The organism is Ferriphaselus amnicola, from assembly GCF_000974685.2.
In the GTDB taxonomy this organism is placed as follows: domain Bacteria; phylum Pseudomonadota; class Gammaproteobacteria; order Burkholderiales; family Gallionellaceae; genus Ferriphaselus; species Ferriphaselus amnicola.
In genome coordinates, this window is sequence record NZ_AP018738.1 from 433,589 (window position 1) to 457,112 (window position 23,524).

The 23,524-nt window shown below is 58.0% G+C and carries 24 protein-coding genes; 3 read left to right on the forward strand and 21 right to left on the reverse strand.

Features of this window, described 5'->3' with window-relative positions; all coding sequences use genetic code 11:
* Position 1: 1 nt before the first annotated feature.
* Complete coding sequence (uvrA, locus tag OYT1_RS01995) at positions 2 to 2,821, reverse strand: excinuclease ABC subunit UvrA (RefSeq protein ID WP_062625574.1); 2,820 nt, start codon at positions 2,819 to 2,821, stop codon at positions 2 to 4.
* A 270-nt stretch (positions 2,822 to 3,091) separates the two neighbouring features.
* Between uvrA and OYT1_RS02000 the strand changes: the two genes are divergently transcribed.
* Positions 3,092 to 3,544 carry a hypothetical protein gene (locus OYT1_RS02000; RefSeq protein ID WP_119283450.1) on the forward strand — a complete coding sequence of 151 codons (453 nt, stop codon included), beginning with the start codon at positions 3,092 to 3,094 and terminating at the stop codon, positions 3,542 to 3,544.
* Positions 3,545 to 3,720: 176 nt separating this feature from the next.
* On the opposite strand, the gene OYT1_RS02005 is transcribed toward OYT1_RS02000, so the two are convergent.
* The 3 genes from OYT1_RS02005 to OYT1_RS02015 form a co-directional block, all read right to left on the reverse strand.
* Positions 3,721 to 4,260: a DUF1415 domain-containing protein gene (locus OYT1_RS02005; protein WP_062625572.1), complete on the reverse strand. Its 540-nt coding sequence runs from the start codon at positions 4,258 to 4,260 to the stop codon at positions 3,721 to 3,723.
* Between the two features lie 162 nt (positions 4,261 to 4,422).
* On the reverse strand, positions 4,423 to 5,034 hold the full coding sequence (locus OYT1_RS13530; protein WP_145983654.1) for a hypothetical protein: 612 nt from the start codon (positions 5,032 to 5,034) through the stop codon (positions 4,423 to 4,425).
* Between the two features lie 40 nt (positions 5,035 to 5,074).
* Positions 5,075 to 5,416 (reverse strand): ATP-dependent DNA helicase, encoded by a 342-nt coding sequence (locus OYT1_RS02015; protein ID WP_172588495.1) that lies wholly within the window; start codon positions 5,414 to 5,416, stop codon positions 5,075 to 5,077.
* A 181-nt stretch (positions 5,417 to 5,597) separates the two neighbouring features.
* Here OYT1_RS02015 and OYT1_RS02020 point away from each other — a divergent pair, with 181 nt between their 5' ends.
* Both OYT1_RS02020 and OYT1_RS02025 read left to right on the forward strand, forming a co-directional pair.
* Positions 5,598 to 6,974, forward strand: coding sequence for an MFS transporter (locus tag OYT1_RS02020; RefSeq protein WP_084611886.1), 1,377 nt, complete (start codon positions 5,598 to 5,600; stop codon positions 6,972 to 6,974).
* Between the two features lies 1 nt (position 6,975).
* Complete coding sequence (locus OYT1_RS02025; protein WP_062625568.1) at positions 6,976 to 7,455, forward strand: single-stranded DNA-binding protein; 480 nt, start codon at positions 6,976 to 6,978, stop codon at positions 7,453 to 7,455.
* 77 nt (positions 7,456 to 7,532) lie between these two features.
* On the opposite strand, the gene OYT1_RS02030 is transcribed toward OYT1_RS02025, so the two are convergent.
* The 17 genes from OYT1_RS02030 to OYT1_RS13945 are packed head-to-tail and all read right to left on the reverse strand — an operon-like array spanning position 7,533 to position 23,420.
* Positions 7,533 to 9,497, reverse strand: a complete 1,965-nt coding sequence (locus tag OYT1_RS02030) for a transglutaminase TgpA family protein (RefSeq protein WP_062625567.1) — start codon at positions 9,495 to 9,497, stop codon at positions 7,533 to 7,535.
* A complete protein-coding gene (locus OYT1_RS02035) occupies positions 9,494 to 10,453 on the reverse strand; it encodes a DUF58 domain-containing protein (protein ID WP_062625566.1) in 960 nt (319 codons plus the stop codon). The genes OYT1_RS02030 and OYT1_RS02035 overlap by 4 nt, the downstream gene beginning before the upstream one ends.
* Before the next feature lie 6 nt (positions 10,454 to 10,459).
* Complete coding sequence (locus OYT1_RS02040; RefSeq protein ID WP_062625565.1) at positions 10,460 to 11,377, reverse strand: AAA family ATPase; 918 nt, start codon at positions 11,375 to 11,377, stop codon at positions 10,460 to 10,462.
* 36 nt (positions 11,378 to 11,413) lie between these two features.
* Positions 11,414 to 12,643 (reverse strand): type II secretion system F family protein, encoded by a 1,230-nt coding sequence (locus OYT1_RS02045; protein ID WP_062625564.1) that lies wholly within the window; start codon positions 12,641 to 12,643, stop codon positions 11,414 to 11,416.
* Positions 12,643 to 14,346 (reverse strand): GspE/PulE family protein, encoded by a 1,704-nt coding sequence (locus tag OYT1_RS02050; protein ID WP_062625563.1) that lies wholly within the window; start codon positions 14,344 to 14,346, stop codon positions 12,643 to 12,645. The genes OYT1_RS02045 and OYT1_RS02050 overlap by 1 nt, the downstream gene beginning before the upstream one ends.
* Positions 14,347 to 14,349: 3 nt before the next feature.
* A complete protein-coding gene (locus tag OYT1_RS02055) occupies positions 14,350 to 15,375 on the reverse strand; it encodes a tetratricopeptide repeat protein (protein WP_062625562.1) in 1,026 nt (341 codons plus the stop codon).
* 25 nt (positions 15,376 to 15,400) lie between these two features.
* Positions 15,401 to 16,273, reverse strand: coding sequence for an ExeA family protein (locus OYT1_RS02060; RefSeq protein ID WP_062625561.1), 873 nt, complete (start codon positions 16,271 to 16,273; stop codon positions 15,401 to 15,403).
* 2 nt (positions 16,274 to 16,275) lie between these two features.
* Complete coding sequence (locus OYT1_RS02065; protein WP_172588496.1) at positions 16,276 to 18,123, reverse strand: secretin N-terminal domain-containing protein; 1,848 nt, start codon at positions 18,121 to 18,123, stop codon at positions 16,276 to 16,278.
* Complete coding sequence (locus tag OYT1_RS02070) at positions 18,120 to 18,521, reverse strand: hypothetical protein (RefSeq protein ID WP_062625560.1); 402 nt, start codon at positions 18,519 to 18,521, stop codon at positions 18,120 to 18,122. Before OYT1_RS02070 ends, OYT1_RS02065 begins: the two co-directional genes overlap by 4 nt.
* Positions 18,506 to 19,174: a hypothetical protein gene (locus OYT1_RS02075; protein ID WP_062625559.1), complete on the reverse strand. Its 669-nt coding sequence runs from the start codon at positions 19,172 to 19,174 to the stop codon at positions 18,506 to 18,508. The genes OYT1_RS02070 and OYT1_RS02075 overlap by 16 nt, the downstream gene beginning before the upstream one ends.
* Complete coding sequence (locus tag OYT1_RS02080; protein ID WP_062625558.1) at positions 19,171 to 19,725, reverse strand: PilN domain-containing protein; 555 nt, start codon at positions 19,723 to 19,725, stop codon at positions 19,171 to 19,173. The genes OYT1_RS02075 and OYT1_RS02080 overlap by 4 nt, the downstream gene beginning before the upstream one ends.
* Positions 19,722 to 20,669, reverse strand: a complete 948-nt coding sequence (locus tag OYT1_RS02085; protein ID WP_062625557.1) for a type IV pilus biogenesis protein PilM — start codon at positions 20,667 to 20,669, stop codon at positions 19,722 to 19,724. Before OYT1_RS02085 ends, OYT1_RS02080 begins: the two co-directional genes overlap by 4 nt.
* A 15-nt stretch (positions 20,670 to 20,684) precedes the next feature.
* Positions 20,685 to 21,194 carry a hypothetical protein gene (locus OYT1_RS02090; protein ID WP_145983655.1) on the reverse strand — a complete coding sequence of 170 codons (510 nt, stop codon included), beginning with the start codon at positions 21,192 to 21,194 and terminating at the stop codon, positions 20,685 to 20,687.
* Complete coding sequence (locus tag OYT1_RS02095; RefSeq protein ID WP_062625555.1) at positions 21,191 to 21,694, reverse strand: type II secretion system protein; 504 nt, start codon at positions 21,692 to 21,694, stop codon at positions 21,191 to 21,193. Before OYT1_RS02095 ends, OYT1_RS02090 begins: the two co-directional genes overlap by 4 nt.
* Positions 21,694 to 22,149 (reverse strand): prepilin-type N-terminal cleavage/methylation domain-containing protein, encoded by a 456-nt coding sequence (locus tag OYT1_RS02100; RefSeq protein ID WP_062625554.1) that lies wholly within the window; start codon positions 22,147 to 22,149, stop codon positions 21,694 to 21,696. Before OYT1_RS02100 ends, OYT1_RS02095 begins: the two co-directional genes overlap by 1 nt.
* On the reverse strand, positions 22,143 to 22,700 hold the full coding sequence (locus tag OYT1_RS13940) for a type II secretion system protein (RefSeq protein ID WP_062625553.1): 558 nt from the start codon (positions 22,698 to 22,700) through the stop codon (positions 22,143 to 22,145). The genes OYT1_RS02100 and OYT1_RS13940 overlap by 7 nt, the downstream gene beginning before the upstream one ends.
* Before the next feature lie 60 nt (positions 22,701 to 22,760).
* Positions 22,761 to 23,420: a type II secretion system protein gene (locus OYT1_RS13945; RefSeq protein WP_062625552.1), complete on the reverse strand. Its 660-nt coding sequence runs from the start codon at positions 23,418 to 23,420 to the stop codon at positions 22,761 to 22,763.
* Positions 23,421 to 23,524 lie beyond the last annotated feature (104 nt).

The window sequence follows — 23,524 nt, forward strand, 5'->3', positions numbered from 1 at the left end:
CTTACTTACTCATCACCTGCTTCAGATATTTTCCGGTGACGCTGGCCGGATCGTCGGCCGCGGCTTGCGGGCTACCGCAGGCGATGATCCTCCCGCCGCCATCGCCGCCTTCCGGCCCCAAGTCGATCAGCCAGTCCGCCGTTTTGATGACATCCAGATTGTGTTCGATCACCACCAGCGTGTTGCCTTGATCGCGAAGTTTGTGGATGACCTTCAGCAGCAGGGCAATGTCGTGGAAGTGCAGGCCGGTGGTCGGCTCATCCAGAATGTACAGCGTGCGGCCAGTGTCGCGCTTCGACAGCTCCAGCGACAGTTTCACCCGTTGCGCCTCACCGCCGGATAACGTGGTGGCGCTCTGTCCCAGCGTGATGTAGCCCAAGCCCACATCCAGCAAGGTTTGCAGCTTGCGCGCGATGATGGGCACCGGCTGGAAGAACTCGTGTGCTTGCTCCACCGTCATCTCCAGAATCTGGTGGATGTTCTTGCCCTTGTATTGCACCTCCAGCGTTTCGCGGTTGTAGCGGTGGCCGTGGCACACGTCGCACGGCACATACACGTCCGGCAAAAAGTGCATCTCGACCTTGATCACCCCGTCGCCTTGGCAGGATTCGCAGCGTCCACCTTTGACGTTGAAGGAGAAGCGCCCCGGCCCGTAGCCGCGCTCGCGCGCCGATGGCACGCTGGCGAACAGGTCACGAATGGGCGTGAACAGGCCGGTGTAGGTCGCCGGATTGGAACGCGGCGTGCGTCCGATGGGCGACTGATCGACGTTGATGACCTTGTCGAAGAATTCCAGTCCGTGGATATCGGCATACGGCGACGGCTCGGCGTGGCTGGCGTACAAGTGCTTGGAGACGGCGTGGTACAGCGTGTCGTTGACCAGCGTGGACTTGCCCGAGCCGGACACGCCGGTGACGCACGTTAGCAGGCCGACCGGCAGCTCCAGCGTGACATCTTTCAGATTATTGCCGGACGCACCGATGATGCGCAGCATCCGTTCCGGGTCGGGCAGACGCGGTGCGGACGGCGCTTCGATGCGGCGGCGCCCCACCAGATAATCGCCGGTGAGCGAGTTGGTGTTGGCGCAGATCTCGGCTGGCGTACCTTGCGCGACGACTACGCCGCCATGCTCGCCCGCTCCCGGCCCCATATCGACCACGTAGTCGGCGGTCTGGATAGCGTCTTCGTCATGCTCCACTACGATCACGCTGTTGCCCATGTCGCGCAGGCGCTTGAGCGTTTCCAGCAGGCGGTCGTTGTCGCGCTGGTGCAGGCCGATCGAAGGCTCGTCCAGCACGTACATCACGCCGGTCAAGCCGGAGCCGATCTGCGAAGCCAGCCGGATACGCTGGGCTTCGCCGCCCGATAAGGTCTCTGCGGAGCGTTCCAGCGACAGGTAATCCAGTCCGACATTGTTGAGGAAGGTGAGGCGGCTGGCGATCTCATGCACGATCTTTTCCGCGATGGCCTGCTTGTGTCCCGGCAGGCTCACTTGCTGGAAGAAAGCGAGTGCCTGCTTCAGCGGTAAGTGACTCAGATCATGCAAAGTTCGGTCGGCCACGCGCACGTTACGCGCTTCTAGCCGCAAACGCGCACCCTTGCACTCTGGGCACACGCAGCCGTTGAGATATTTCGCCAGTTCTTCGCGCACCGTGGGCGAATCGGTCTCTTTGTAGCGCCGCTCCAGATTGTGGACGATGCCCTCGAACGGGTGTTCGCGCAGGGTGGGCTTGCCGAACTCGTTGAAATGGGTGAAGCCGATGGCCTCTTTGCCGCTGCCGTAGAGCAGCACGTTCTGTATCTTTTCCGGCAAGCTCTCGAAAGCGACTTCCAGGTCGAAATCGTAGTGCTTCGCCAGCGAAGACAGCATTTGGAAATAGAACTGGTTACGCCTGTCCCAGCCTTTGATCGCGCCAGAACTTAGCGACAGAGTAGGGAAGGCGACGATGCGCTTGGGATCGAAGAAATTGATGTTGCCCAGCCCGTCACAACGCGGGCAGGCGCCCATCGGATTGTTGAATGAGAACAATCGCGGCTCCAGCTCTGGCAACGCATAGCTACACACTGGGCAGGCGAACTTGGCGGAGAACAAGTGCTCCTTGGCGGAATCCATCTCCACCGCCAGTGCGCGTCCTTCCGCGTGGCGCAACGCCGTCTCGAACGATTCCGCCAGCCGCTGCTTAGCCTCAGGGCTGACCTTCAGCCTATCCACCACGATCTCGACAGTGTGCTTTTTGTTCTTCTCCAGCTTAGGTAGCTCGTTGATGTCATAGACCTCGCCGTTCACGCGCAGGCGCACGAAACCTTGGGCGCGCAATTCGTCGAACAAATCCAACTGCTCGCCCTTGCGATCCACCACCAGCGGCGACAGGATCATCACCCGCGTACCTTCCGGCAGCGCCAGCACCGTGTCCACCATCTGGCCGACCGACTGCGCCTGCAACACCAGATCATGCTCCGGGCAATACGGATCGCCCGCGCGGGCGAACAACAGGCGCAGATAATCGTGGATCTCGGTGACGGTGCCGACAGTGGAACGCGGATTGTGCGAAGTGGCCTTCTGCTCGATGGCGATGGCGGGCGACAAGCCCTCGATCAAGTCCACATCCGGCTTTTCCATCAGTTGCAGGAACTGCCGCGCATACGCCGACAGCGACTCCACGTAGCGCCGCTGCCCCTCGGCATAAAGCGTATCGAACGCCAACGAAGACTTGCCCGACCCCGACAAGCCGGTGATGACCACCAACTGATTGCGCGGCAGATCGAGGTCGATGTTCTTCAGGTTGTGGGTGCGCGCACCGCGAATCTTGATGTATTCCATGCTGGCCGTAGGAGGTGAAAACGACCTGAGAATATACGCGAGTTTTGTTGGAATCCCAACCGCTTAAAGCGACTGGACTAGTGGGTACGGCAAAGAGGTCTGGCCGTGTATCTGAGCATTTCCCATGCTAGCCTTTTCTTATGGCGCGTCCCCTTAGGGTCGAATTGACCGGTGGGCTTTATCATGTGACTACACGCGGCGACAGGTGCGAGGATACTTTCCTCGATGACGCTAATTGCCTTGCTTGGCTTGAGTTGTTCGCAGGTGTATATGTCTATTGAAAGTAAAAATGAAATTCGGCTAGTCGCATACATACTGGTTACGCTGTGCATCTTGGTACTGTTAATTCTAGATCAGACAGTTTTTCGACCAATAGAGCCCGCTTCTTGGCGTGATCAACAATTTTTGGAAAAGGAATTAGCATTAATTGTCAGCTCAACTGATGATATCGGGGTGTGGCAAGTTAGTGAAACTCTTCGGAAGCGTAACTCACTAGTTGTATCGGCCGAACTGACTCCGTATTTGGAGAAAACGGGTTATGAAGAAGCAGTAGTCAAATCTTTGCATCATAACGGTTGGAAACTTTTATCTTTATCGTCGGTGAAAACGAGCGTTTCGCTTTGTAAAGATAAATATCGTGCTAGTGTATTCACTGCCCGTGAAGTTGGATTTTTGGGGCTTGAGTTTTCAGTTAAGCAGTACAAGAGTGACCAAGCCTGTTAAGTTTTAAGAGATGTCCCCCAAATTTTGTAAACGGGGTTTTCTTCTGTTATGGCATCAGCTCAGCAAACTGGAGTTTGCGGCACCGCCTACTATGGGGTTAGGTCTTGCAATCCAGCTTCACCTCTAGTCTTTCCCCACGGCGAGTTCCCTTATTAGCAGCAAGGCAAGCGCTAGGGTTACTTCAGTCCTAGTTTCTCCCATCCCTCATGTCCCAGTTTGTTCATCGTTTCGATGTTCACGTCTGCGATGTGGTCGGCATCGGGGAAGGCATCGACGGCGCGATCGACGCTGGCTTCGCGTAGCAGGTGCAGGGTGGGGTAGGGCGAGCGGTTGGTGTAGTTCTCGATATCGTCGAACTTGGTTCCGGCGAATTGGTAGTGCGGGTGCAGGCTGGCGACCTGGAATTCGTCGTTGAACTCCGGTTCGGCGGTGGCGAGATCCACCGTGTCGAGGAAATCGTTGTAGTCGAGGAAGTCGGTGAGCACGTCAGGGTGAATCAGCAAGGTGGTGTCGATCTGCTCGGGATCGGTGTCCTGCAAGGTGCGCAACTCGGCGATCAGTTCTTCCAGCAGCGATTCCGGCGTGGTCGCTGAACTGACGACATAGCGTATCTGCTTTTTTACATGCACGGCTTTGGCGAAGGGACAGAGGTTGAGGCCGATGACGGCTTTTTCCAACCAGAGTTGGGTGGCGGCGATGATGGTTTCTTTGGGCATGGTGACTTTCCGGTCAGGTTGAGAGGCTGCTTGCCAGTTTTAATGGATTCAAACTAGTAAGGAAGCTTAAGTCGGGTGGAGTGCTGGTTGGTGGTGCTGCTTGAGGGAGGTACAAAACATCCCATCCCGGTGAATTTAGGATGGGATGTACATCGGGTGTTGCTAGTCTCGATCAGCGGGGCGGCGGGCAGGTTGCGCTGCGGGTTTAGTCGGAGCTGGCCGTGGGCGGGACTCTGGTTGGTGCGGAGGTACTGGACGTTGGGCTTCGCGTGGGCGAACCTGTTGATGGGGTGCTAGCGGACGAGGTTGTTGATGCGGTGCCATTGGGCGAACTTGTTGATGTGGTGCTTGTGGGCGCATCTGTTGTTGGGGCGCTAGTGGGCGACCGTGTTGCTGCGGTGCTAACGGACGAACCTGTTGCTGCGGTGTTTGTGGGCGACCATATTCACGGCGATCTTCCATGCGCCTATGCTCTTCAGCCTCACGTTCTCGCTCACGTTCGATACGTTCGTGCTCGCGTTCCATCCGTTCGTGTTGTAGCCTCTCCCGCTCATGCTCCATTCTTTCGTGCTGTAGCCGTTCGCGTTCGAGCTCCATCCGTTCATGTTGCATCCGTTCACGCTCCATGCGCTGATATTCCAAGCGATCATATTCGGCGTGGTTCCGGTCTTGATTTTGGCGGTAGTCGGGGACTCTTCGTTGAACTTGCTCCCCGCCAGACAAACAACCTGAAAGTGCGGTGGCTACGGCTACAGAAATGAGCAATCTTTTCATGGTGATCTCCGGTCAGCAATGGGTTCCAGCGGTTGGCGTGTTATTGATGCAATCGATCGCGCGCATCCTCGATCTTCTTTTCTATGAGCCGCTTCTCTGCGGCTTGACGCTCTTGTTCAACGCGTTCACGTTCTATCCGTTCGCGTTCATTGCGTTCCCGCTCCAAGCGTTCACGCTCTAGCCGCTCTTGTTCAGCGCGTTCACGTTCGATGCGCTCTTGATCTGCGCGTTTTTGCTCGATGCGTTTTTGCTCGGCACGTGCGCGCTCTGCACGGTCACGATCGACGCGGCCTGGGTCTTGCTTTGGCGGCACTTGGGAGGGAATCAATGAGCAAGCTGAGAGCGAGCTGACTATGGCAATGGCAAGTAAAAATCTCTTCATGGAAAAACCTAGGTCAAAAGATTGTTTGAGGCGGGGTGGGAGTATGCCTGAGAGCATGGCGAGTGGCTATATCGATTCGATGCGAGTTGAGGCTTGGGCTGCTTGGTAAGGGTGAACAAGTCTGTCGGTTGGAGTGTCGGCCTGCTAAAATGCGCGAGTTAATCAGTCAAGATACCTTTCGATGCAAACTACACCTGAAAAGATGAATCCCGCCGAACGCCGTGCCAGTATGGGTTTGGCGAGTGTCTATGGCCTGCGGATGCTCGGCCTGTTCATCATCTTGCCGATCTTCGCGCTCTACGCCGAGCATCTGCCGGGTGGCGAAAGTCATTTGCTGATCGGCATCGCGCTCGGTGCATATGGGCTGACGCAGGCGATCTTGCAGATTCCGGCGGGCTGGCTGTCTGACCGTTTCGGGCGCAAGCCGGTGATCGTGATCGGTTTGCTGTTGTTCGCGCTGGGCAGTTTTATCGCAGCCTCGGCGGACGACATCTACTGGATCATCGCTGGCCGTGTGATCCAAGGTGCGGGCGCGATCAACGCCGCCGTGATGGCGCTGACCGCCGATCTGACGCGCGAAGAGCATCGCACCAAGGCGATGGCGATGATAGGCATGACCATCGGCATCACCTTCTCCATTTCGCTGATCCTGTCGCCGCTGCTGTACCAGCACATCGGCGTCCCCGGCATCTTCGCGCTGACTGGCGTGCTGTCGCTGGTGGCCATCGCGGTGGTGCTGTGGTTCATCCCGCAACCCAAGATTACCCGCTTCCACACCGATACCGAGGCCAGCACCAGTAAGCTGGGCGAAGTGCTGCGCAATCCTGATCTGCTGCGCTTGGATTTTGGCATCTTCTCGCTGCACGCCATTCTGATGTCGGTGTTCATGCAAGTGCCGTTCGTCTTGCGTAACAACGGGCTGGAAGCCGAGCAGCATTGGCAAATCTATCTGCCGGTGATGTTGCTGGCTTTTGGTCTGATGGTGCCGCCCATCATCATCGCCGAGAAGAAGGCCAAGATGAAACAAGTGTTCATGGGCGCAGTCGGGCTGGCGGCGCTGGCGCAGTTGTCGCTGCTGCTATTGCAAGGCAGCGTGTGGGGCGTGGCGATCGCACTGCTGTTGTTCTTCACCGCGTTCAATGTGCTGGAAGCGACTCTGCCCTCTCTCATCAGCAAGATCGCGCCACTATCAGCCAAGGGCACGGCGATGGGGGTGTATAGCAGCGTGCAGTTCCTCGGTGCATTCTTCGGCGCGGCGATGGGCGGCATGTTGATGCAGAACGCGGGCGGCAACGCCGTGTTTGCTTTCGCCATCGGACTGCTGTTGCTATGGCTGCTAGTCGCCAGCGGCATGAAGCCGCCTGCAGCCGTGCGCACAAAACTGTATCATCTGCCCTCGTTGAACGAGGCGCAGGGCGCGGTATTGCAGCAGCAGTTGTCGCAGCTGGCTGGAGTGCGCGAAGTATTGGTCGTGGCGGCGGAGGGGATCGCCTGCCTCAAGGTGGAAATGGCCGGGTTCGATGAAGCCACGGTCGAGAATTTGGTAAAGGGAGAATGAGATGTCAGTGAACAAAGTGATTTTGGTAGGCCGTCTGGGCAAAGACCCAGAGACCCGTTACATGACCAGCGGCGAGGCCGTGACTAACGCCACGCTGGCGACTTCGGAGAACTGGAAGGACAAGAGCGGCGAGAAGCAGGAAAAGACAGAGTGGCATAACCTCGTGTTCTACCGCAAGCTAGCCGAGATCGCCGGGCAGTACCTGAAAAAAGGTGCGCAGGTCTATATCGAAGGCAAGATTCAGACTCGCAAGTGGCAGGACAAGACCAGCGGTCAAGACCGCTACACCACCGAGATCATCGTTGACCAGATGCAGATGCTGGGCGACAAGAAGAGCGGCACCGGAAACTTCGAAGTGGTGGACAATAATCAGCCGTCCTACGCGCCACGCGCCGCCGCAGCGCCTGCACCCGCCGCAAGCAAACCCGCTCCAGCCAAGAGCAGCGGCTTCGACAACTTCGACGACGACATTCCTTTTTGAGGTGTACCTAGAGTAATTTTGTAAACAAAACCCTGTCTATCGTTGTATAGACAGGGTTTTTTATTGTTTGTATGTTTTTATTGAGCCTGCTGATTGATGCTTCGTATCGCTGGTTTGAATGAACGTACCGCCGCTTCAAATCGCTGGATGTCTGCTGTTGCTGGGGCGGGGCCGTAGCGCAGCGTTTGGTATTGCTGGCAGATCGACTGAATGGGAGCGGCTAGATCTGGGCGCACCTTAGCTAGGCGTTCAGCGTAGTCACTGGCACCTTCATGGTCGGCACGTGGCAGCTTGAGGCTAGCCAGTTTGTCGCAAAATCTCAGCCAAGCCGCCTGTGTTGGATCTGCTGTGCATTGTTTCAAACGATAGAGGATGGCCAGCGCCAATAGCCCGATGGCGAGCAGCAAGGTCAACATCGCCCCTAGGCTTTGCGATATCCCAGAGACACCCGTAAAACGGGAGAGCAATTGCTTCTGCTGTTCTGTTGAATAAGCCAAGACTCGGCTATCCCAGTAATTGCTCAACGCATCCCAATGTAATTGAACATCGTGCATCCAAGCAGCTTTGGCCGCATGAGACAACATCGCGCTATCTTCCTGCGGAAGGGCCGCTTCGAGACCATGTTGCGAACGTTCGGGGGCGACCACGGTGATCGGGTCTATGCGTTGCCAGCCTCGGCCTTGCAGCCAGACCTCAGCCCATGCGTGCGCATCGGATTGACGCACGATCCAATAGCCGCCGGTCGCATTGAATTCTCCGCCCTGATAGCCCGTCACCACCCGCGCGGGCACGCCTGCCGCTCGCATCAGGAAGACGAAGGCGGAAGCGTAGTGTTCGCAGAAGCCTTGCCTGCTCTGGAAAAGAAAGTCATCCACTTCATTCGCTCCCAGTGGCACGGGCTTGAGGGTATAGCGGAAGGGGTGTGTGTGGAAATACTGCATTGCCGCATCGACGATGGCAGCATCACTGGCACTTTTTTGCCGCCAACCCTGAGCCAGTTCACGCGCTTGAGGATTGACCCCTTCCGGCAACTCCAGCGCGCGTTGTAAACGGCGCGGCGACTCTTCGACATTGGCACGATATTGGAGCCTGGAGTGTGCTGTGTACACCAGCTTTGAAGTCACCGGAGTCGGGTTGAGTAACTCGAAGCGGCTGCTCATCAGTACGGGGATCGATAACTGCTCGGGCAACTCAAGCGCAAACAGCCACATGCGCTGATGCGGCTCCAGTGTCACGGTGTAGTCAACCGCTTTGCCGGAGAACTGCACATCTGCTTGCCCCGCGCGGAATGAGCCACGGGACTGCCAAGTATGGCCATCGAACGCCGTGAGCACGGGGCCGCGCCAGTACATTTCTGCGGCTGCCGGTGCGGGACTGCTGAAGTTGATGCGGAAGGCGATGTCATCCGACAAGGACAGTTCACTCAGGCTGCCCGGCGTCATCGTGTCGGAAAGGCCACTGCGCGTGGGCGGAGCTTCTTGCGCAGCACTACCCCACAACGGGCCGGAGATGCGCGGGAACAGCAGGAACAAAAGTAACGCCAGCGGCAACGCTTGCAACAACATCCGGCCAGCAAAGTGCGTCATCTCTCGCCGAGGTGTACTCGGGTTGATGAGTGTCAACCAAGCGAGCAAGATCACCCATAGCCCCAGCAAGAGCAGCATCGCCATCAGCATCGTTTGCGAGAACAGAACCGCTGTGAATAGCAGAAAGCCAGTCAAATAGATCTGCACTAGCGCATCGCGGCGAGATTTGACTTCGAATAGTTTGAGGCCGGTGAACAGGCTCAGCATGGCGACGCCGGGCGCTTGTCCAAAGAGCGTTCGGTATTCCCACCAGACACCGACCAGCGCCACTAGCAACATCGCCAGCACGACCCAGCGCGAAAGCGCTTGGTAGGACGTGCGCCGCAATCTAGGTATCCACCAAATCACCATGCCCAGACAGGCGACCGTGATCCAGAGTGGGAGGTTCCCTAAATGCGGGATGACCGCGAACACCCACGCGACTAATAGAAAAGCCAGAGGCAGCGGCTCTTTCAAAACAGCTCCCGGTGGTCGAATAACGCCAGCATCTGCAAACATTCGGCACGATGTCCCTCGCCCTGTGCGATGCCGCACTCCTGTCCCGGCAGGCGTAAACCATAGGCTAAACCGGCTTGGTCGGCGTCCAGCACCCAGCGCGTAAGTTGCTCTAGGCAGCGCTCTTCCGAGGTGCGGGGCAAGGCATCCCAGTCCAACCAGACTAGGGTACCTTTGGGGGACTCGAACTGTTTTACCTGCAAGCCCTGTTCGCGTGCCAGCGTCTTCCAAGCGATCCGGCTCATGCCGTCACCCGGCACATAGCCGCGCAAACCGGCGAAATCCTCCACTCCGTTCGGATGCGTGCGTTCCCCGTCCTCGTCGGTCAGTAGGGTCGGCAGCGGACACGACTCCGCAGGGCGTGGATAGACCAGGCAAAAGGTTTCCAGAGGCAGATAAGCCCAAGCGTGGAACAATCCCAGCGGAAAATTGCAGCGCAACTCCAGACGTTGCGCTTCCAGCCAGCCCCGTTGCGAACTGGGTAGTTGTAAGCGAACCTCGGTTTCGGTCTGCGCAGCCACATCGAAGGTGGCCGTGTGGCCCAGCACTTCGCTCAAGGTGATTCGGTAGCGCGCGATCGGATATGGGTTGCGCACATGGAACACGAATTCGGCGGTGTCGCCCGCGAATATCGGCTCGATACGGCTTGCCCGAACCTCCAGTCCAGCCAGATTTCGGTAGGTGTGGAATAGGCTGAGCAAGGCCACGGCCAGCAGCAGGAAGGTCAGCATGAAACCGAGATTGAGGTTGTAGTTGATATCTCCGATCCAGAGTATCAGCAAGGTCGCGCCCAGCACCAAGCTTTGGCGGGTGGGCAAGACGAAGATGCGTCCTGCGGTCAGTCGCGCCACGTTGTCCGTTGCCCCCTGACGACGGATCGACCAGGCATGGCTGCGACGCTGGAGCCAGTCGAACATGTCGGATCAGTAGATCGGGACGGCCCGGATCAGCTCCATCACCAGTCGATCCGAGTTGCCTGAGTGCTGCTCGTGGACGGCTTGCAGGCGGTGACTGGCCACGCCCATCAGTACAGTTTGTATATCCTCGGGCACCACGGCATTGCGCCCGTCCAGTAGCGCCCAAGCACGTGCCGCCGTCAGCAATGCGATACCGGCGCGCGGCGACAAGCCATGCACATAGCGCCCGGATTCGCGCGAGTGGCGCAAGATCGCCTGCACGTAATCGAGCAAAGGGGGGGCAACAATGACTTCCTTGACCTGCTGTTGCAAGGCTAGCAGCTCCTCCAGTTCGATCTGTGGTTTGATCGCCGACATCAGCTCACGCCGCTCCACGCCAGACAGCAACTGCCGTTCTGCCTGACTATCTGGGTAGCCCAGCCGAATGCGCATCAGAAAGCGATCCAGTTGTGATTCGGGCAGCGGATAGGTGCCGATCTGGCTGGCAGGATTTTGCGTGGCGATCACAAAGAATGGTGTGGGCAACATGCGGGTCACGCCCTCACTGGTCACCTGCTGTTCCTCCATCGCTTCGAGCAAGGCGCTTTGCGTCTTGGGCGTAGTTCGATTCACCTCATCGGCCAACAACATCTGGGTGAACAGCGGGCCGGGGTGGAACTCGAATTTTCCGCTGTCGCGCTGATACACGGACACGCCCAGAATATCGCCCGGTAGCATGTCGCTGGTGAACTGGATGCGCTGGAATTGCAGCCCCAGCGAACGCGCCAATACCTGAGCCAGCGTGGTCTTGCCCACCCCCGGTAGATCTTCGATCAGCACATGGCCGCGTGCTAGCAGGCAGGCCAACACCAGACGTATCTGATGCGGCTTGCCCAGAATGAATTGTTCGACTTGGGAAACGACTGCTTGCAGAGATGGATTCATCGCATTTTCCGATTCACGAATTTACTGAGTCTCGCATCAATGATGCAAGGCCGCCTGACTGTAATCCCACATCGGTAGGAAGATGGCGAGGGCGAACACGAGGACGAAGCCCGCTAAAACCACGATCAGCACCGGCTCGATCTGCTGGCTCAGGTTCTTCACCGAATACTCGACTTCGCGCTCGTACATGTCAGCGATCTCGAACATCATGCCATCGAGGTCGCCGGTCTCTTCGCCCACCGCAATCATCTGAAGCATGATGGGGTCGAAGATCTTCGCGGCGCTGGCGACGCGCAAGATGCTTTCGCCACGCTCGATGCCGCCGCGCATCTGCTCGATCTTTTCGCGGAAATAGCCGTTATCGACCACCACGCTGACCACGTCCATGCCTTGTACTACGGGCACGCCGCTCCTGAACGACAGGCCGAGGCTACGCGCAAAACGGGCGGCGGTGGACTTCAGCACGATCTTGCCGATGATGGGGATGCGTATCTTGTAACGATCCCACAGGTATTTCCCCTGCCGCGTGGCGATGAATATCTGAACGGCCACGAACACACCGACCAGCACGCCCAGCATCACCGGCCAGTGATGCACCATGAAATCGGAGAAGGCGATCAGGTATTGCGTCATCAGCGGCAGTTTTGCGCCCATGCTTTTGAACACGTTGGCAAACGATGGGATGACGTAGATGTTGACGATCACGACCGCCGCCGACATCGCCACGATCACGAAGCTGGGGTAGCGCATCGCTGCCTTGATGCTGTCACGCGTGCGTTTGTCGAATTCGATATGGCCGAACAGGCTCAGGAACGTCGTATCCAGCGTGCCGGTCGCTTCGCCCGCCTGTACCATGCTGATGTAGAACGGGCTGAACGCTTTGGGGTGCGCACGCATCGCGGTACTGAGATCGCGTCCGCTGTCGAGGTCGTCGCGCACTTCGCTGAGGATGCGGCGCAGCGAAGCGTTGTTGGTGGACTCCTGCAAGCCGGTCAGCGCCCGCATGATGGGCACGCCCGCCTTGAGCAGGCTGTACATTTGGCGGCTGAACAGCATCATTTCGGACGGGGAAACGTGACGCAATGCGCGCTCTGCCTTGTCCCACCATCGCTTCCACTGGATGAGCTGACGCGCTGGCCGAATATCCACAGGAATGATGCCGACCCCGAACAACTGGCTTGCGACGGCATTGCTGTCGGCACCTTCCAGCGTGCCCTTCACCAACTCGCCGCGCTCGTTGCGCCCCTTGTAGTGGAATTCCGCCATCAGTCATCCACCTGATTGCTGATGCGCATCACCTCGGCGACTGAGGTGCCGCCGCTCTTCATGCGGGAGATGGCATCGTCGAGCAAGGTGCGGCCGACCAATTGTTGGCGAGCCGCTTGGATAAAACGCGTCGAGTCGTGATGGGCGGCGAGGTCGATCAGTTCTCGGTTCATCACTAACATTTCATAGATGGCTTGCCGTCCGTTGTAGCCAGTCTTGTTGCAATATGAACAGCCGTTTCCGGTGCGCAGTTGACTCCATTCGACTTCGGCCACGCCCGCCTGCAACAGCCATTCCGCTTCGATGGCACTGGGCGTATGCGGCTGGCTGCAACTTTCGCAGACGCGGCGCAGCAGACGTTGCGCCAGCAATACTTGCACGGACGAGGCGACCATGTAGCGCGGCACGTCCATATCCACCAACCGCGCCAGCGTGCCTGCCGCATCGCGTGTATGCAAGGTGGAAAACACCAGGTGGCCGGTGATCGCCGCGCGCAGGCCGATCTGCGCCGTTTCTGGGTCGCGCATCTCGCCGACTAGGATGATGTCCGGGTCTTGCCGCAACACCGAACGCAGCACCCGCGCAAAAGTCAGGTCGATCTTCTCGTTCACCTGCACCTGATTGATGCCGGGCAAGCGGTATTCCACCGGGTCTTCCACGGTGACGATCTTTTGCTCGATACTGTTGATCTCGTCCAGCGCGGCATACAGCGTGGTGGTCTTGCCGCTACCGGTCGGGCCCGTCACCAGCACCATGCCTTCACTGCGATGGATGATCTTGCGGAACTCCTTGAGCATCTCCGGCGGCATCCCTAGCTTTTCCAGCGACAGGAAATTGCCACTGCGATTGAGCAGACGCAACACCACCGATTCGCCGTACTGCGTGGGCATGGACGAGACGCGCACGTCCACCACTTGATCGCGGGCGCGCATGTGGAAGCGGCCATCCTGCGGCAGGCGCTTCTCGGAAATATCCAGCCCGGACATCAGCTTGAGGCGCAGCACCAAGGCGGGCGCGATGTTGGGGTCGGCCTCGGTCTGCAAGTGCAGCGCGCCGTCGATACGAAAGCGGATGCGCAACTGCCGTTCCATCGGTTCGATGTGTACGTCGGACGCGCGGATGCGCATGGCATCGTCGAAAATGGTCTGCAACAGTTTCACCACCGGCGCGGCTTCCAGACTGGCCGCTTCGTCCATCTCGTGCAGATCGACGATGGCCTCGCCCATGTCGTCCGACAACTCTTGCGCTAAGCCGCTGATCTCTTCAGTGCGGCGATAAACGCGATCCAGCGTTTCGATGAACTGACTTTCGGCCACCACGGCCAGCGTCAATTCGCTACGCAGCAAGCGCTTCAGCTCGTCGTAAAGCAGCAAGTCGGTCGGATCGACCATGCCGACCAGTAGCCCGCCATCGTGTTCCTCCAGTACGATGGCATGGAGTCGGCGCGATTGATATTCGGACAAGCGGCGGCTTATCTCTGGCCGCAGATGAAAATGGCGCAAGTCGATGAAGGGCAGGCTAAGCTGGGCGGACAATGCCTGAGCCACTTGCACTTCGGTGGCGAATTTACGCTCGACCAACACCTTGCCCAGCCGCTCGCCGCTCTGCCGTTGCTGCTCTAGCGCCTGCCCCAGATTGTCTTGCAGCAAGTGGCCCAACTGCACCAGCATATCGCCCAAGCGAGCTTTTCCGTAACGTGCCATTGCTTACTCTCCCTGCCGTTTCTGTGCGCCGTTCAAACGCTGTTCGGCGAAGCGCTGCATCTCCGGTGTCAACGTGCCCAGCGTCAGCGCGCGTTGATATGCTGTCTTCGCCTCGGCTTCGCGTCCCGCTGCTTGCAACGAGATACCCAAACCTACCCACCAACCAGCGCTATCCGGTGCGAGTTGCAGTGCCGCTTGATAGTCGGTGACGGCTTCCTCGTGTCTGCCCAAACGCTGTGCCAACGTGCCCATGAACGCGCGATAGTCCGGTTTCTGTTGCGCGTGCGGTGCACCGGCGAGCAAGGTTTCCAGCGCAGCATTCACCTCGCCGCGCTCCACGCGCAGCCGCGCTAGCAACATTGCATCGGCACTCGCATCGGGATGCAGACTCAGCCCGTCTTGCAACAGCCGTTCGGCCTCAGTCGAGCGCCGCGCCTGAATCAACAGTCGTGCCAGCAAGGTGCGCGCTTCTCGATGTCCGTTATCCAGCTTCAGCGTTGTAGTCAGTGCAGTTTGCGCCTCGTCGTTGCGTCCTTGCTCGACCAGCATCACCGCCCGTGCATACTCGGCATCGGCCTGATTCTGCGCGTTCATCTTCTTGCCGGAAGCGGGTGCTAGCGTCGCCGGCAACGATGCCGGTGCCACGATCTGTTGCGAGAGTGAGGGGACGGAGATAGGTACGTCGGATTTCGCCGGCTCAACCTTGGCCTTCTCGACCGAACTTGCCGCCTGTACCTTGACTGCCGCAACTGCGCTGGTGGCTGGGGCGACTACCCGCGTCACCGCTGGCTTTGGGCTTATCGGAGCGGGCGCACTTGCAGCCACAGGCGCACTCACCACGGGTGCGGGGGATGGCACACTCATGGGCGGACGCATCACCCATACCGCAGAGAGGGTGACTGCTAGCGCACCGACAAGCCACGGCCAACGACTCGACCGCGCTGGGACGCTGGCCAGCGTCTGCTCGCCCACATTCACCGCCACGCCGCGTCGGTCTAAATCCTGCAACACCTGATTGATTACGCTCATTTTTAACCTAATTTGTCCATTGGACTCACCCCCACCATGCCGCTGGCTGCATCCAGCCGAACCAGTCGCTGAGTGTTTGCGGCGTGTCGTTTGCCGCCAGCCGTACCTGCTTCGCCGAGACTGTTTTTTGGCCCGTGCCGTAAGCCAGCATCAGCGCTTTGTGCGCCACGATGTTGACTAGTCTGGGCGTGCCGCGTGTGACGCGGTACAGCGCACTCACCGCACTGCGTTCGAACACACGTTCAGCGTTCGACCCCGCAGCCCGTAAGCGAAAATCCAGATAGTTCGCCAGTTCACTCGCTTGCAAACCGCCCAACTCACACTGGAACGTGATGCGCTGGCGCAATTGCCGTACCGAATGTTGATTCAGATGAGCATCCAACTCCGGCTGACCGAACAGCACCACTTGCAGCAATTTGCGCTTGCCCGTTTCCAGATTGGTCAGCAAACGCAGCACTTCCAGTGTCTCCAGCGGCAAGGCTTGTGCTTCGTCCAGACATACCACCACTTGCATGTCGCGGGCGGCGAAACTCAGCAGCGCCTCGTTGAGTCGGTTCACTAGCAGGTGTTGCGGGGCATCGCTGGCCAACTCAAGGCCCAACTCTCCCGCCAGCGCGAGTAGCAGACTGCGCGGATCAAGGTAGGGATTGGGCAGGTAGGCGGAAACGAACTTCGGCGCGGCGGCGTTCGCCTGCTCCAGCTCGTCCAGAAACTGGCGGCACAGCAACGTCTTGCCGTTGCCCACTTCGCCCACCACTTTGATGAACCCTTCGCCGCCCAATGCCGCCACGCGCAGCATGTTCAGCGCCTGCTGGTAACTCGCTCCGGCAAAGAAAAAGCCGGTGTCCGGTGTCAGGCTGAACGGCAGCTCAGCGAGGGCGAAGTGTTTGAGATACATGCTCAGGGCTGCGACGGTGCGGTTTCGTTGGTGCTTGCCTTAGCATCGGAGCGCTCCAGTTTTTCAATTCTGTCGCGGCTCTTGCGGATATCTTCAGACCAATCGGAGTCGGTATCCACGATGGTTGGCTTGATGAGAATTACAAGCTCACGTTTTTGGGTTGCCTTACTGGTTTGCCCAAAGATGCTTTTTGGCATCCCCGGCAAGCCAGAACGATCATCTGTCGAAGCCTGCCGCATCAAACCACCGATGGCGATAATCTGGCCGTCTTTTGCACGCACGATACTGTCGGTTTCGGAGATGCTCATGGTGGCAAGTGGCAAACTAATCGATGTACCGCTGACCTGTGCAGTTTTGACTACGGTATTGATGCTGTTCACCATGGGGTGAACGTGCAGAGTCACGTTGTTGTGCTCGTCGATGTTCGGCAATACATCGAGTTGAATGCCAGCAAACAGATTTTGCATAGTCACGCCACTGGTGACATACGGGGCCATGCCTACGACGCTGCTCGGTACTACTTGCGGATTGGCACCCGAGAAATAGGTTTCTTCGGTGCCCACTTTCAAGACGGCTTTTTGATTGTTGAGCGTGGCGATACGTGGGCTGGATAACACATGCACCTCTCCCTGCGTTTCAAGGAAATTCAGCATGGCCGCAAAATTGCCAGTCTGAAAGGCCATGCCTATCATGGTGCCTAAGTTCCCTCCCGCAGACATGGCGGCGCCAGCTAGAGAGGTAATGCTTCCGTTGGTGAGGGTGGTTGCAGCGCCGTTTGGATTTGCTACGGTTCCGGTGAGGTTATTGAAGGTCACCCCGTTATTTGCATTGGTATAACTGAAGGTGGCTGGTCCTCCAGTTATATTCACGTTGGGGACATATTGTCCGGAGGGTAGCAATGTTCCTGTTGCCAGATTGTTGTTGAGTCGTGGCGCCAGACTGGAGTTTGGTGAAAGCTGACCAATATTATTTTGACCAAATAAACCCCAATTCACCCCAGACTGAAAGCTGTCGCTCAATTGCACTTCCATGATCTTGGCTTCAAGTATCACTTGGCGTTCAATCGCTATTTGAGCAGCCTTCAGGTAGGCTGAAACAGCTCTCTGATCGTCCATCATGCCCTTGACTACGATCACGCCAGTCATCGGGCTGACCATGATACTGCGCCCATTTTCATCCCCAACTATGGCCGTTAAACTTTCCTTCAACTCTTTCCAGAAATCGCTAGTTGAGGTGGTATTCACTCGGGCGGACTCCATTCCAATCCCCATGCCAGCTACTGCAGTTCCTCCCCCGCCTGCACTTTGGCCTGCAGTTTGAGTTTGGGTTCCTGCTACGCCACTAGCCAGAGAGTTAGAGGTTACCCGCAGATTCGATGTTCCATTGCGAATGCCCGTCAAATAATTAACCTTGTACATCCGCGTCTGCATCTCTTTGGGCATGATCGAGATGCGCCGTCCATCCAGTTTGTAGTCGTAGCCGAACATATCGCGGATCGCGTCTAGGGCTTCGAGTACGGTCACATCCTTGAGCCGGATGGAGATGTTGCCGGAGACTTCGGGATGAACCAGCATGCTGTAGCGGCTATCGGCAGCGATGGCGTAGAACACTTGCGCAGCGGGCGTGTCGTTCAGTTCTAGACTGAAGCGCGGTTCGCGTGGTTTGGCGGGGGCGGTAGATTCCAGTCGCGGCATCAGCGCGGCGTTGATCGCTTCCGGTGCGGGAGCAGGGGCAGCGATAGCAGCATTCATTTCCTGACGGATGGATTCACGTGGTGTCGCGCCGGGGCCATTCGGCGCGGTACAGGCCGTCAGGCCGATGAGTGCGATGCTTGCAAGTGACTTATTCATGGTTTCCCCTTGTCGGCGGCTACTCCCGCCGGTTTGATTCGTAGATGCTGTTTTGCGGGTGCAGCGGCGCGGCGCTGCATGCCCAGATTCGAGAACACGCGCAGCTCGCGCCGACCGTGCTCGTTCTCAAGCACGGCGCGACCTTCGCTGACCTCGATCAGACGTTCGTTGCCATAGTTGCCGCCCAAGACGACGGTCTGGCCGTTGATGATGGCGGCGCGGCGAGTGGGCGAGATCATCACGGCTTGCAGACCGCCTCCATCGGCTCGGAAATCCGCGCTGGGTGCGCTCATGCCGGCAGGTGGGCGGGTCGGGTCGCGTAGTTCTTGCGCGTTGACTGACATCGCGCTAATCGCTAGTCCCACGCCTAGCGTCAACGCGATCAGACGGCTAGCCATGATGTATCTCCTAAAGTGTAGAGCGTCAAAGTCAGCAGCGCGGTCGGATAGTGCTCCACCGCATAGTCGAGTTTGACCCAGTTGATCTTGTAAGGTAGCTGTTCGGCGCGCTCCAGATAACTGAGTAGATCGAAATAGTTGCCGCGCAAGGTGATGCGGATAACGTGTTTGTGTGATCCGAGCGAGGGGAGGGTTTCCGTACTGGCGACCGATGAAGCGGCAGCGGGCGCGGAGGTGGCGGTACTTGCTACCGACAGTCCGAGCACGACATCTGCTGGGTCTTTTTCCAGCTTGACCAGCGTCAATCCCTGACTTTTGCTTAACAACTGATCCAGTAATTGCACCATCTGCTGCCCATTCACCTCTTGGGTGATCAGTGCGTTGATGCCCTGATTGCGCTGCGCCAGTTGTTGCTTGAGACCGTTGATCTTGTCTTCCAGCTCGCGGCGTCCGTCATTTTGTATGCTGGTGGCCGTTGCTGTCAGCGCCTCTTGCTGCTGCGTCAAACTGTGTTGTTGCTCCAACATGGGGTTTGCCCCGAATCTCATCACTCCCCATATCAGCAGACCTGCCAGCGTAGCGAAGATCAGCGCGCGCCAGTGCAGCTCCAGACCATCGACTTTGTCGGTGAACCTATCCCAATTCTGCTTCATTTTTCCTTCCCCGTGATGTTCAGCTTGAAGGTCACGTAATCCTGAGTGGCCATGCCATCCACCTTATTCAGACTCGGCATCTCAACCTGCACCGCTTGGAACAAAGGCTCTTGCCCCAACTGCTGAAGGTAATGTGTCACCAGTGCGGGATAGAGCGCATTGCCGGTGACGACCAAGCTGATCGGCGAGTTTTTCAGTTCGATGCCGCTTAGCCACACGCCGTCCATACCCTGACGGGCGAACGCACGCAGGTAGGCCGAGAATTGCATCCCCTGTTGTTTGCTTTCTGCCTGCAATCGGTCGAACTCCGCTTGTAGCTGGGCTTTGGTTTTGCTGCCTAGCTGATCTCCGCCCATCTTTTGGAGTTTGTCGTGCTGTTGCTTGGCGATCTCGAACCGCGCCTTCGCCTGCTCAGTCTGGTAATACAAAAAGCCGCAGCCCAGTGCCGACACGAGCGCCAACATGCCCAGCCCTTGCACCATCATCACGGTGGAGAAATACTTGCCCTGCCGAGTAAAGACCGGGTTGAATAGATTGATCTGCTGACTCATAGCGCCCGCCTTTCTTGACGCAGCGCAGCGCCGATCAGCAACAACATCGTCGAAGCGAAGTCGGGATCAGCCAAGCGCGGTACGGCGGAAATATCCAATACATCGGCCAGCCGCACTCGTTCCACGGGAATGCCTAACTGCTCCTCCAGCATCTCGCGCCCATACATCTCGCCGCGCAGCGAGATCACCAGCTTGCCCACTTTCAACTCGAACTGGCGCTCGAAGTACTCCAGCGAACGCTGGGCTTCGCGGGCCAACCCATCCCACGCCTGTTGCCGCTGATACGTATTGCCATCGTCGAGTTTATAAACTCCGATATCGACATGCCGCGACAGATACAGCTCGCCGTCGCTGCTCACCGTCAGCGCCGTGCCGCTGTTATCGGCGACCAGCATCATCACCGCCTCGCCCGCGCTCTCATACAAGGTCGCCAGATTACGCTGCGCCATCTCCGGCACGTCGATCACGCGCAAGGGAATCCGCGCGCTTTCCAGCAAAGTGGTGCGTTTGCGTATCGTGTCGTTGGGCGCGGCCACGGCGTAATACGATTGCCCCTGACCCTCGCGGCTATGCCCAGACGGGATGCGGATCACATCCAGCGTCACCGCATCCACGTCGAAATTTAGCCCGTCTTTGATCAGCCAACGGATGGCTGAATTCAACTCGTCGGCAGGCACGGCGGGTGCTTCCACCGGCATGATCTGGTACTCGTTCGCAGCCAGCAAGGTGGTCACGCGCTGCCTACTCAAGCGGAACTCCCCCGCGAGTTTTTCCAACGCGCCGCTGCTTACCTTGGGCATGGGGTGATAACTGCACTGCACCACGCGTGGCATCCCCCCCGTGAATTCCACCTGCGCCAGACTCACGCCCCCGCCGCTGATCCCGATGGCAACCCATCCGGTGTCGGCGCGACTGAAGAGTCTAGTTAAGAAACCGATAGCCATTCCATTTATCCCTGATTAGTTTCTATCTATCCGCACCCGCAAAGTACGCTCGGCATATTCCGCGCGTCCCGCTTGGGTGCTGGCCGCTTCAGCTACGCCGCTACCCACGGTCACCGTTGTTGCGACTGCCGATACCGCATACGCCCAACCGACTGCACTCGCTGGTGCAACGCCGCTGGCTGGGGGCGTGCAATCGACTGCGCTAGCGGCGGTCACGGCGCTGGCTGTGACCACCACCTGAAAATCAGCCAAGCTACCCGCCAGCGGCGCTACTGCCGAAACCGGGGCTGATCGAGCACCGATGGCGAAATTACCACAGTCGTTCTTGAGCGTTTGATACGTTGCCCATTCCAGCCCAGCGCGGGCGGCTAACTCTGCCTCAGTGGCGCGTACATCCTGCGTGACTCCCGCCTGCTGCGAAACTGCCAAGCTCAGCCCCGCCACCGCCAAAGCTGCGATCAGCACCAGTGCGAAGATTTCGATCACCAGCGCAAAGCCGCGCTGCTTATGTGAAGTTAGGTTCACCACGTCCCCCGGTACGAAATCGTGTCGTGGAATTCCATCGTCTCGTTGCCGACACTGGTGTCCGAGCAATTGGAGCGAGCGATCAGCGGCAAATCGACTTTGATCGACTGGCTGGCGGAGTCCAGAAAGAAGGCTGGGTTAGTGTTTACTTCCGCACTTGGGCAAACGCCTGCGACTAGCAATTTATTGGCTCCCGAAAGCGAACTGTCACTGCGCAGTAACTGATTGCCAGTAAAACTGTAGGTCACTGTTGCGCCTGTGGGCTTTGGGATGCTCAGGCTGCTTGTCCCCGTGACTATCGGTACACCTGATGCCTGTGACAGATCGGCCTTGAGCCAGCTCAGCGCGGTCGTACCTGCGTAGCTCAACTCGGCGCGGCTAGCTGCGTTGGCGTAACTTTGGGCGGGCAGAGAAATGAAGTTCGGCGTGATCGCCGCCAGCACGCCGAGGATGACGATCACGGCGATGAGTTCGATCAGAGTGAATCCGCGCTGGCGCATCAGGGCAACCTCGTCACTTTGCCAGCAGGATAGTTGGCGCGGTAGCTATCCAACTGCACGCGACCCAGCGTCCCGCCGTCATCTGCTGCAAGGATATTGACGGTCAGGGTCAATTGCTTGATGTCGTTAGCCGTAGCGACATTCGGCCAGGTCGGGCAACTGACCAACAATGAAGCCGAGTAGCCGGGAATTGCATTGCCAGCGCCATCATTCAGGGCTTGAACGACAGGTGTTGGATCACAGGCAGGCAAGTTGGCGAAAGGCAGGGATTCGAGCCGAGTCAGCACGCCACGCGCCAAAGCGACTGCTTGCGTGTGGCGGGTGGCGTTGGCGCTACTGTGCGCGTTGGCCTGCATCACCGCCGCCATGCTGACCATCGCGCCACCTAAGATGACAATGGCAGCAATAAGCTCGATCAGTGTGAGGCCACGCTGGTGTTGCGCCATGTTTAGCATGCACTTGCTCCTGTTGGCAGGGGGTAGATCAGCCCGGTTTCAGGGGCGATGCACAGAGTGCGGCACGCGCCGTTCGTGGCATTGCTTTCCACATCTACGCCGCAGATGTTGAGTGAGCCGACGTAACTGGAACTGCCCTCTTTGGAAAAATAAAATGGGGTCGGACTTACCGAAAATCTGGCCAAAGGCGAACTGCCTAGCGGAGCATCAGAGGCTGGCGTGCTTACGGAATACTGCGCCAGTGCATTGTCCGGTGCGGGCAAATTCGTTCCGCAAAGGTTGGAGTCGCCGAAGCTGTAAACCAGTTGAGTCTGGGTGTTCGTTTGAGTGAACGCGACGCACACAAAGCGCTGTTGGGTGACAGCGGCTCTCTGTGCGTAACGCAAACTGCTAATGACTTGATCGTAGAAAACGCGGGCATCGACATCACTGCGCTCGACTGAAGCGCGCGGCAAAACCAGTGCCGCCAGCACGCCAAGGATCACCAACACGGCGATCAGTTCGATCAGAGTGAATCCGCGCTGTAGCGGCGCGAAACGAGCTATTTTCATCGGGTTCCTGAAACACAAAAACGGGCAGAGGTCACTCTGCCCGTTTGGGATTAGCTTAGATTACATGCCAGTTGCCGAGCAGCCGGAGGTGACTGCGGTCACGAATGGACCGTTAACCACTTGCGTACCGCCCATTGTGCCGGACAGAGTCGCGTCAGTGTACTTCACATAACAGCCGGAAGCATTGTAGGAAAGTGCGCCTGTACCTTGCGCGCCTGCAGCAGAGCGTGGCACCCATGCGTGCTCGTTGCCATTACCGCCAGCTACATCACCAGTACTTACCAAAGTAACGGTTGCAGTTGTAACTCCACCAACAGTTCCTGCCTTACCAAAAGTAGCGCCTGGGGCGATGTATTCCCAATCGGCACTCGGTACACCGGTGAAGGATGCACTGATTGACATCATGCCTGGCGTCCCGGAAACGGTGTTCAGGCCAGCGATCAGACCAGCGGATTCGCCAGTTGGGTTGTGAGCACTCCATTGGATCGGACCCACGCCGTCAAACGTAGATGGCATGGTATTCGTTACCAACATCTTGGCGTGCGCCATGTTTGCCGAACCCGCCAGATTGGCCTTGGCTGCATTCACTGCGGCAGCACGGGCTTCGCCTTGGATGCCAAAGAACTTAGGCAAAGCGACCGAAGCCAGAATGCCCAGAACGACGATCACGGCGACCAGTTCGATCAGGGTGAAACCTTGTTGTTTGCGTTGCATTTGCATCTTTAATCTCCTAATTTAGTCTTGGATTTGTTATTGCCGCTCCAGCGTAAGAACCCCCTTGCACAGGAACTGCCAGCGTCAGGCGGACCGAATATAGCTAAACT

Coding starts and splice junctions, on each gene's coding strand:
- OYT1_RS13530 (WP_145983654.1), bottom strand. CDS start 5,034: ATGAAAAGATTGCTCATTTCTGTAGCCGTAGCCACCGCACTTTCAGGT.
- OYT1_RS02100 (WP_062625554.1), bottom strand. CDS start 22,149: ATGCTAAACATGGCGCAACACCAGCGTGGCCTCACACTGATCGAGCTT.
- OYT1_RS02015 (WP_172588495.1), bottom strand. CDS start 5,416: ATGAAGAGATTTTTACTTGCCATTGCCATAGTCAGCTCGCTCTCAGCT.
- OYT1_RS02020 (WP_084611886.1), top strand. CDS start 5,598: ATGCAAACTACACCTGAAAAGATGAATCCCGCCGAACGCCGTGCCAGT.
- OYT1_RS02005 (WP_062625572.1), bottom strand. CDS start 4,260: ATGCCCAAAGAAACCATCATCGCCGCCACCCAACTCTGGTTGGAAAAA.
- OYT1_RS02080 (WP_062625558.1), bottom strand. CDS start 19,725: ATGAGTCAGCAGATCAATCTATTCAACCCGGTCTTTACTCGGCAGGGC.
- OYT1_RS02075 (WP_062625559.1), bottom strand. CDS start 19,174: ATGAAGCAGAATTGGGATAGGTTCACCGACAAAGTCGATGGTCTGGAG.
- OYT1_RS02050 (WP_062625563.1), bottom strand. CDS start 14,346: ATGGCACGTTACGGAAAAGCTCGCTTGGGCGATATGCTGGTGCAGTTG.
- OYT1_RS02045 (WP_062625564.1), bottom strand. CDS start 12,643: ATGGCGGAATTCCACTACAAGGGGCGCAACGAGCGCGGCGAGTTGGTG.
- OYT1_RS13940 (WP_062625553.1), bottom strand. CDS start 22,700: ATGAAAATAGCTCGTTTCGCGCCGCTACAGCGCGGATTCACTCTGATC.
- OYT1_RS13945 (WP_062625552.1), bottom strand. CDS start 23,420: ATGCAAATGCAACGCAAACAACAAGGTTTCACCCTGATCGAACTGGTC.
- OYT1_RS02040 (WP_062625565.1), bottom strand. CDS start 11,377: ATGAATCCATCTCTGCAAGCAGTCGTTTCCCAAGTCGAACAATTCATT.
- OYT1_RS02060 (WP_062625561.1), bottom strand. CDS start 16,273: ATGTATCTCAAACACTTCGCCCTCGCTGAGCTGCCGTTCAGCCTGACA.
- OYT1_RS02095 (WP_062625555.1), bottom strand. CDS start 21,694: ATGCGCCAGCGCGGATTCACTCTGATCGAACTCATCGCCGTGATCGTC.
- OYT1_RS02025 (WP_062625568.1), top strand. CDS start 6,976: ATGTCAGTGAACAAAGTGATTTTGGTAGGCCGTCTGGGCAAAGACCCA.
- OYT1_RS02055 (WP_062625562.1), bottom strand. CDS start 15,375: ATGAGCGTAATCAATCAGGTGTTGCAGGATTTAGACCGACGCGGCGTG.
- uvrA (WP_062625574.1), bottom strand. CDS start 2,821: ATGGAATACATCAAGATTCGCGGTGCGCGCACCCACAACCTGAAGAAC.
- OYT1_RS02065 (WP_172588496.1), bottom strand. CDS start 18,123: ATGAATAAGTCACTTGCAAGCATCGCACTCATCGGCCTGACGGCCTGT.
- OYT1_RS02000 (WP_119283450.1), top strand. CDS start 3,092: ATGTCTATTGAAAGTAAAAATGAAATTCGGCTAGTCGCATACATACTG.
- OYT1_RS02085 (WP_062625557.1), bottom strand. CDS start 20,669: ATGGCTATCGGTTTCTTAACTAGACTCTTCAGTCGCGCCGACACCGGA.
- OYT1_RS02035 (WP_062625566.1), bottom strand. CDS start 10,453: ATGTTCGACTGGCTCCAGCGTCGCAGCCATGCCTGGTCGATCCGTCGT.
- OYT1_RS02070 (WP_062625560.1), bottom strand. CDS start 18,521: ATGGCTAGCCGTCTGATCGCGTTGACGCTAGGCGTGGGACTAGCGATT.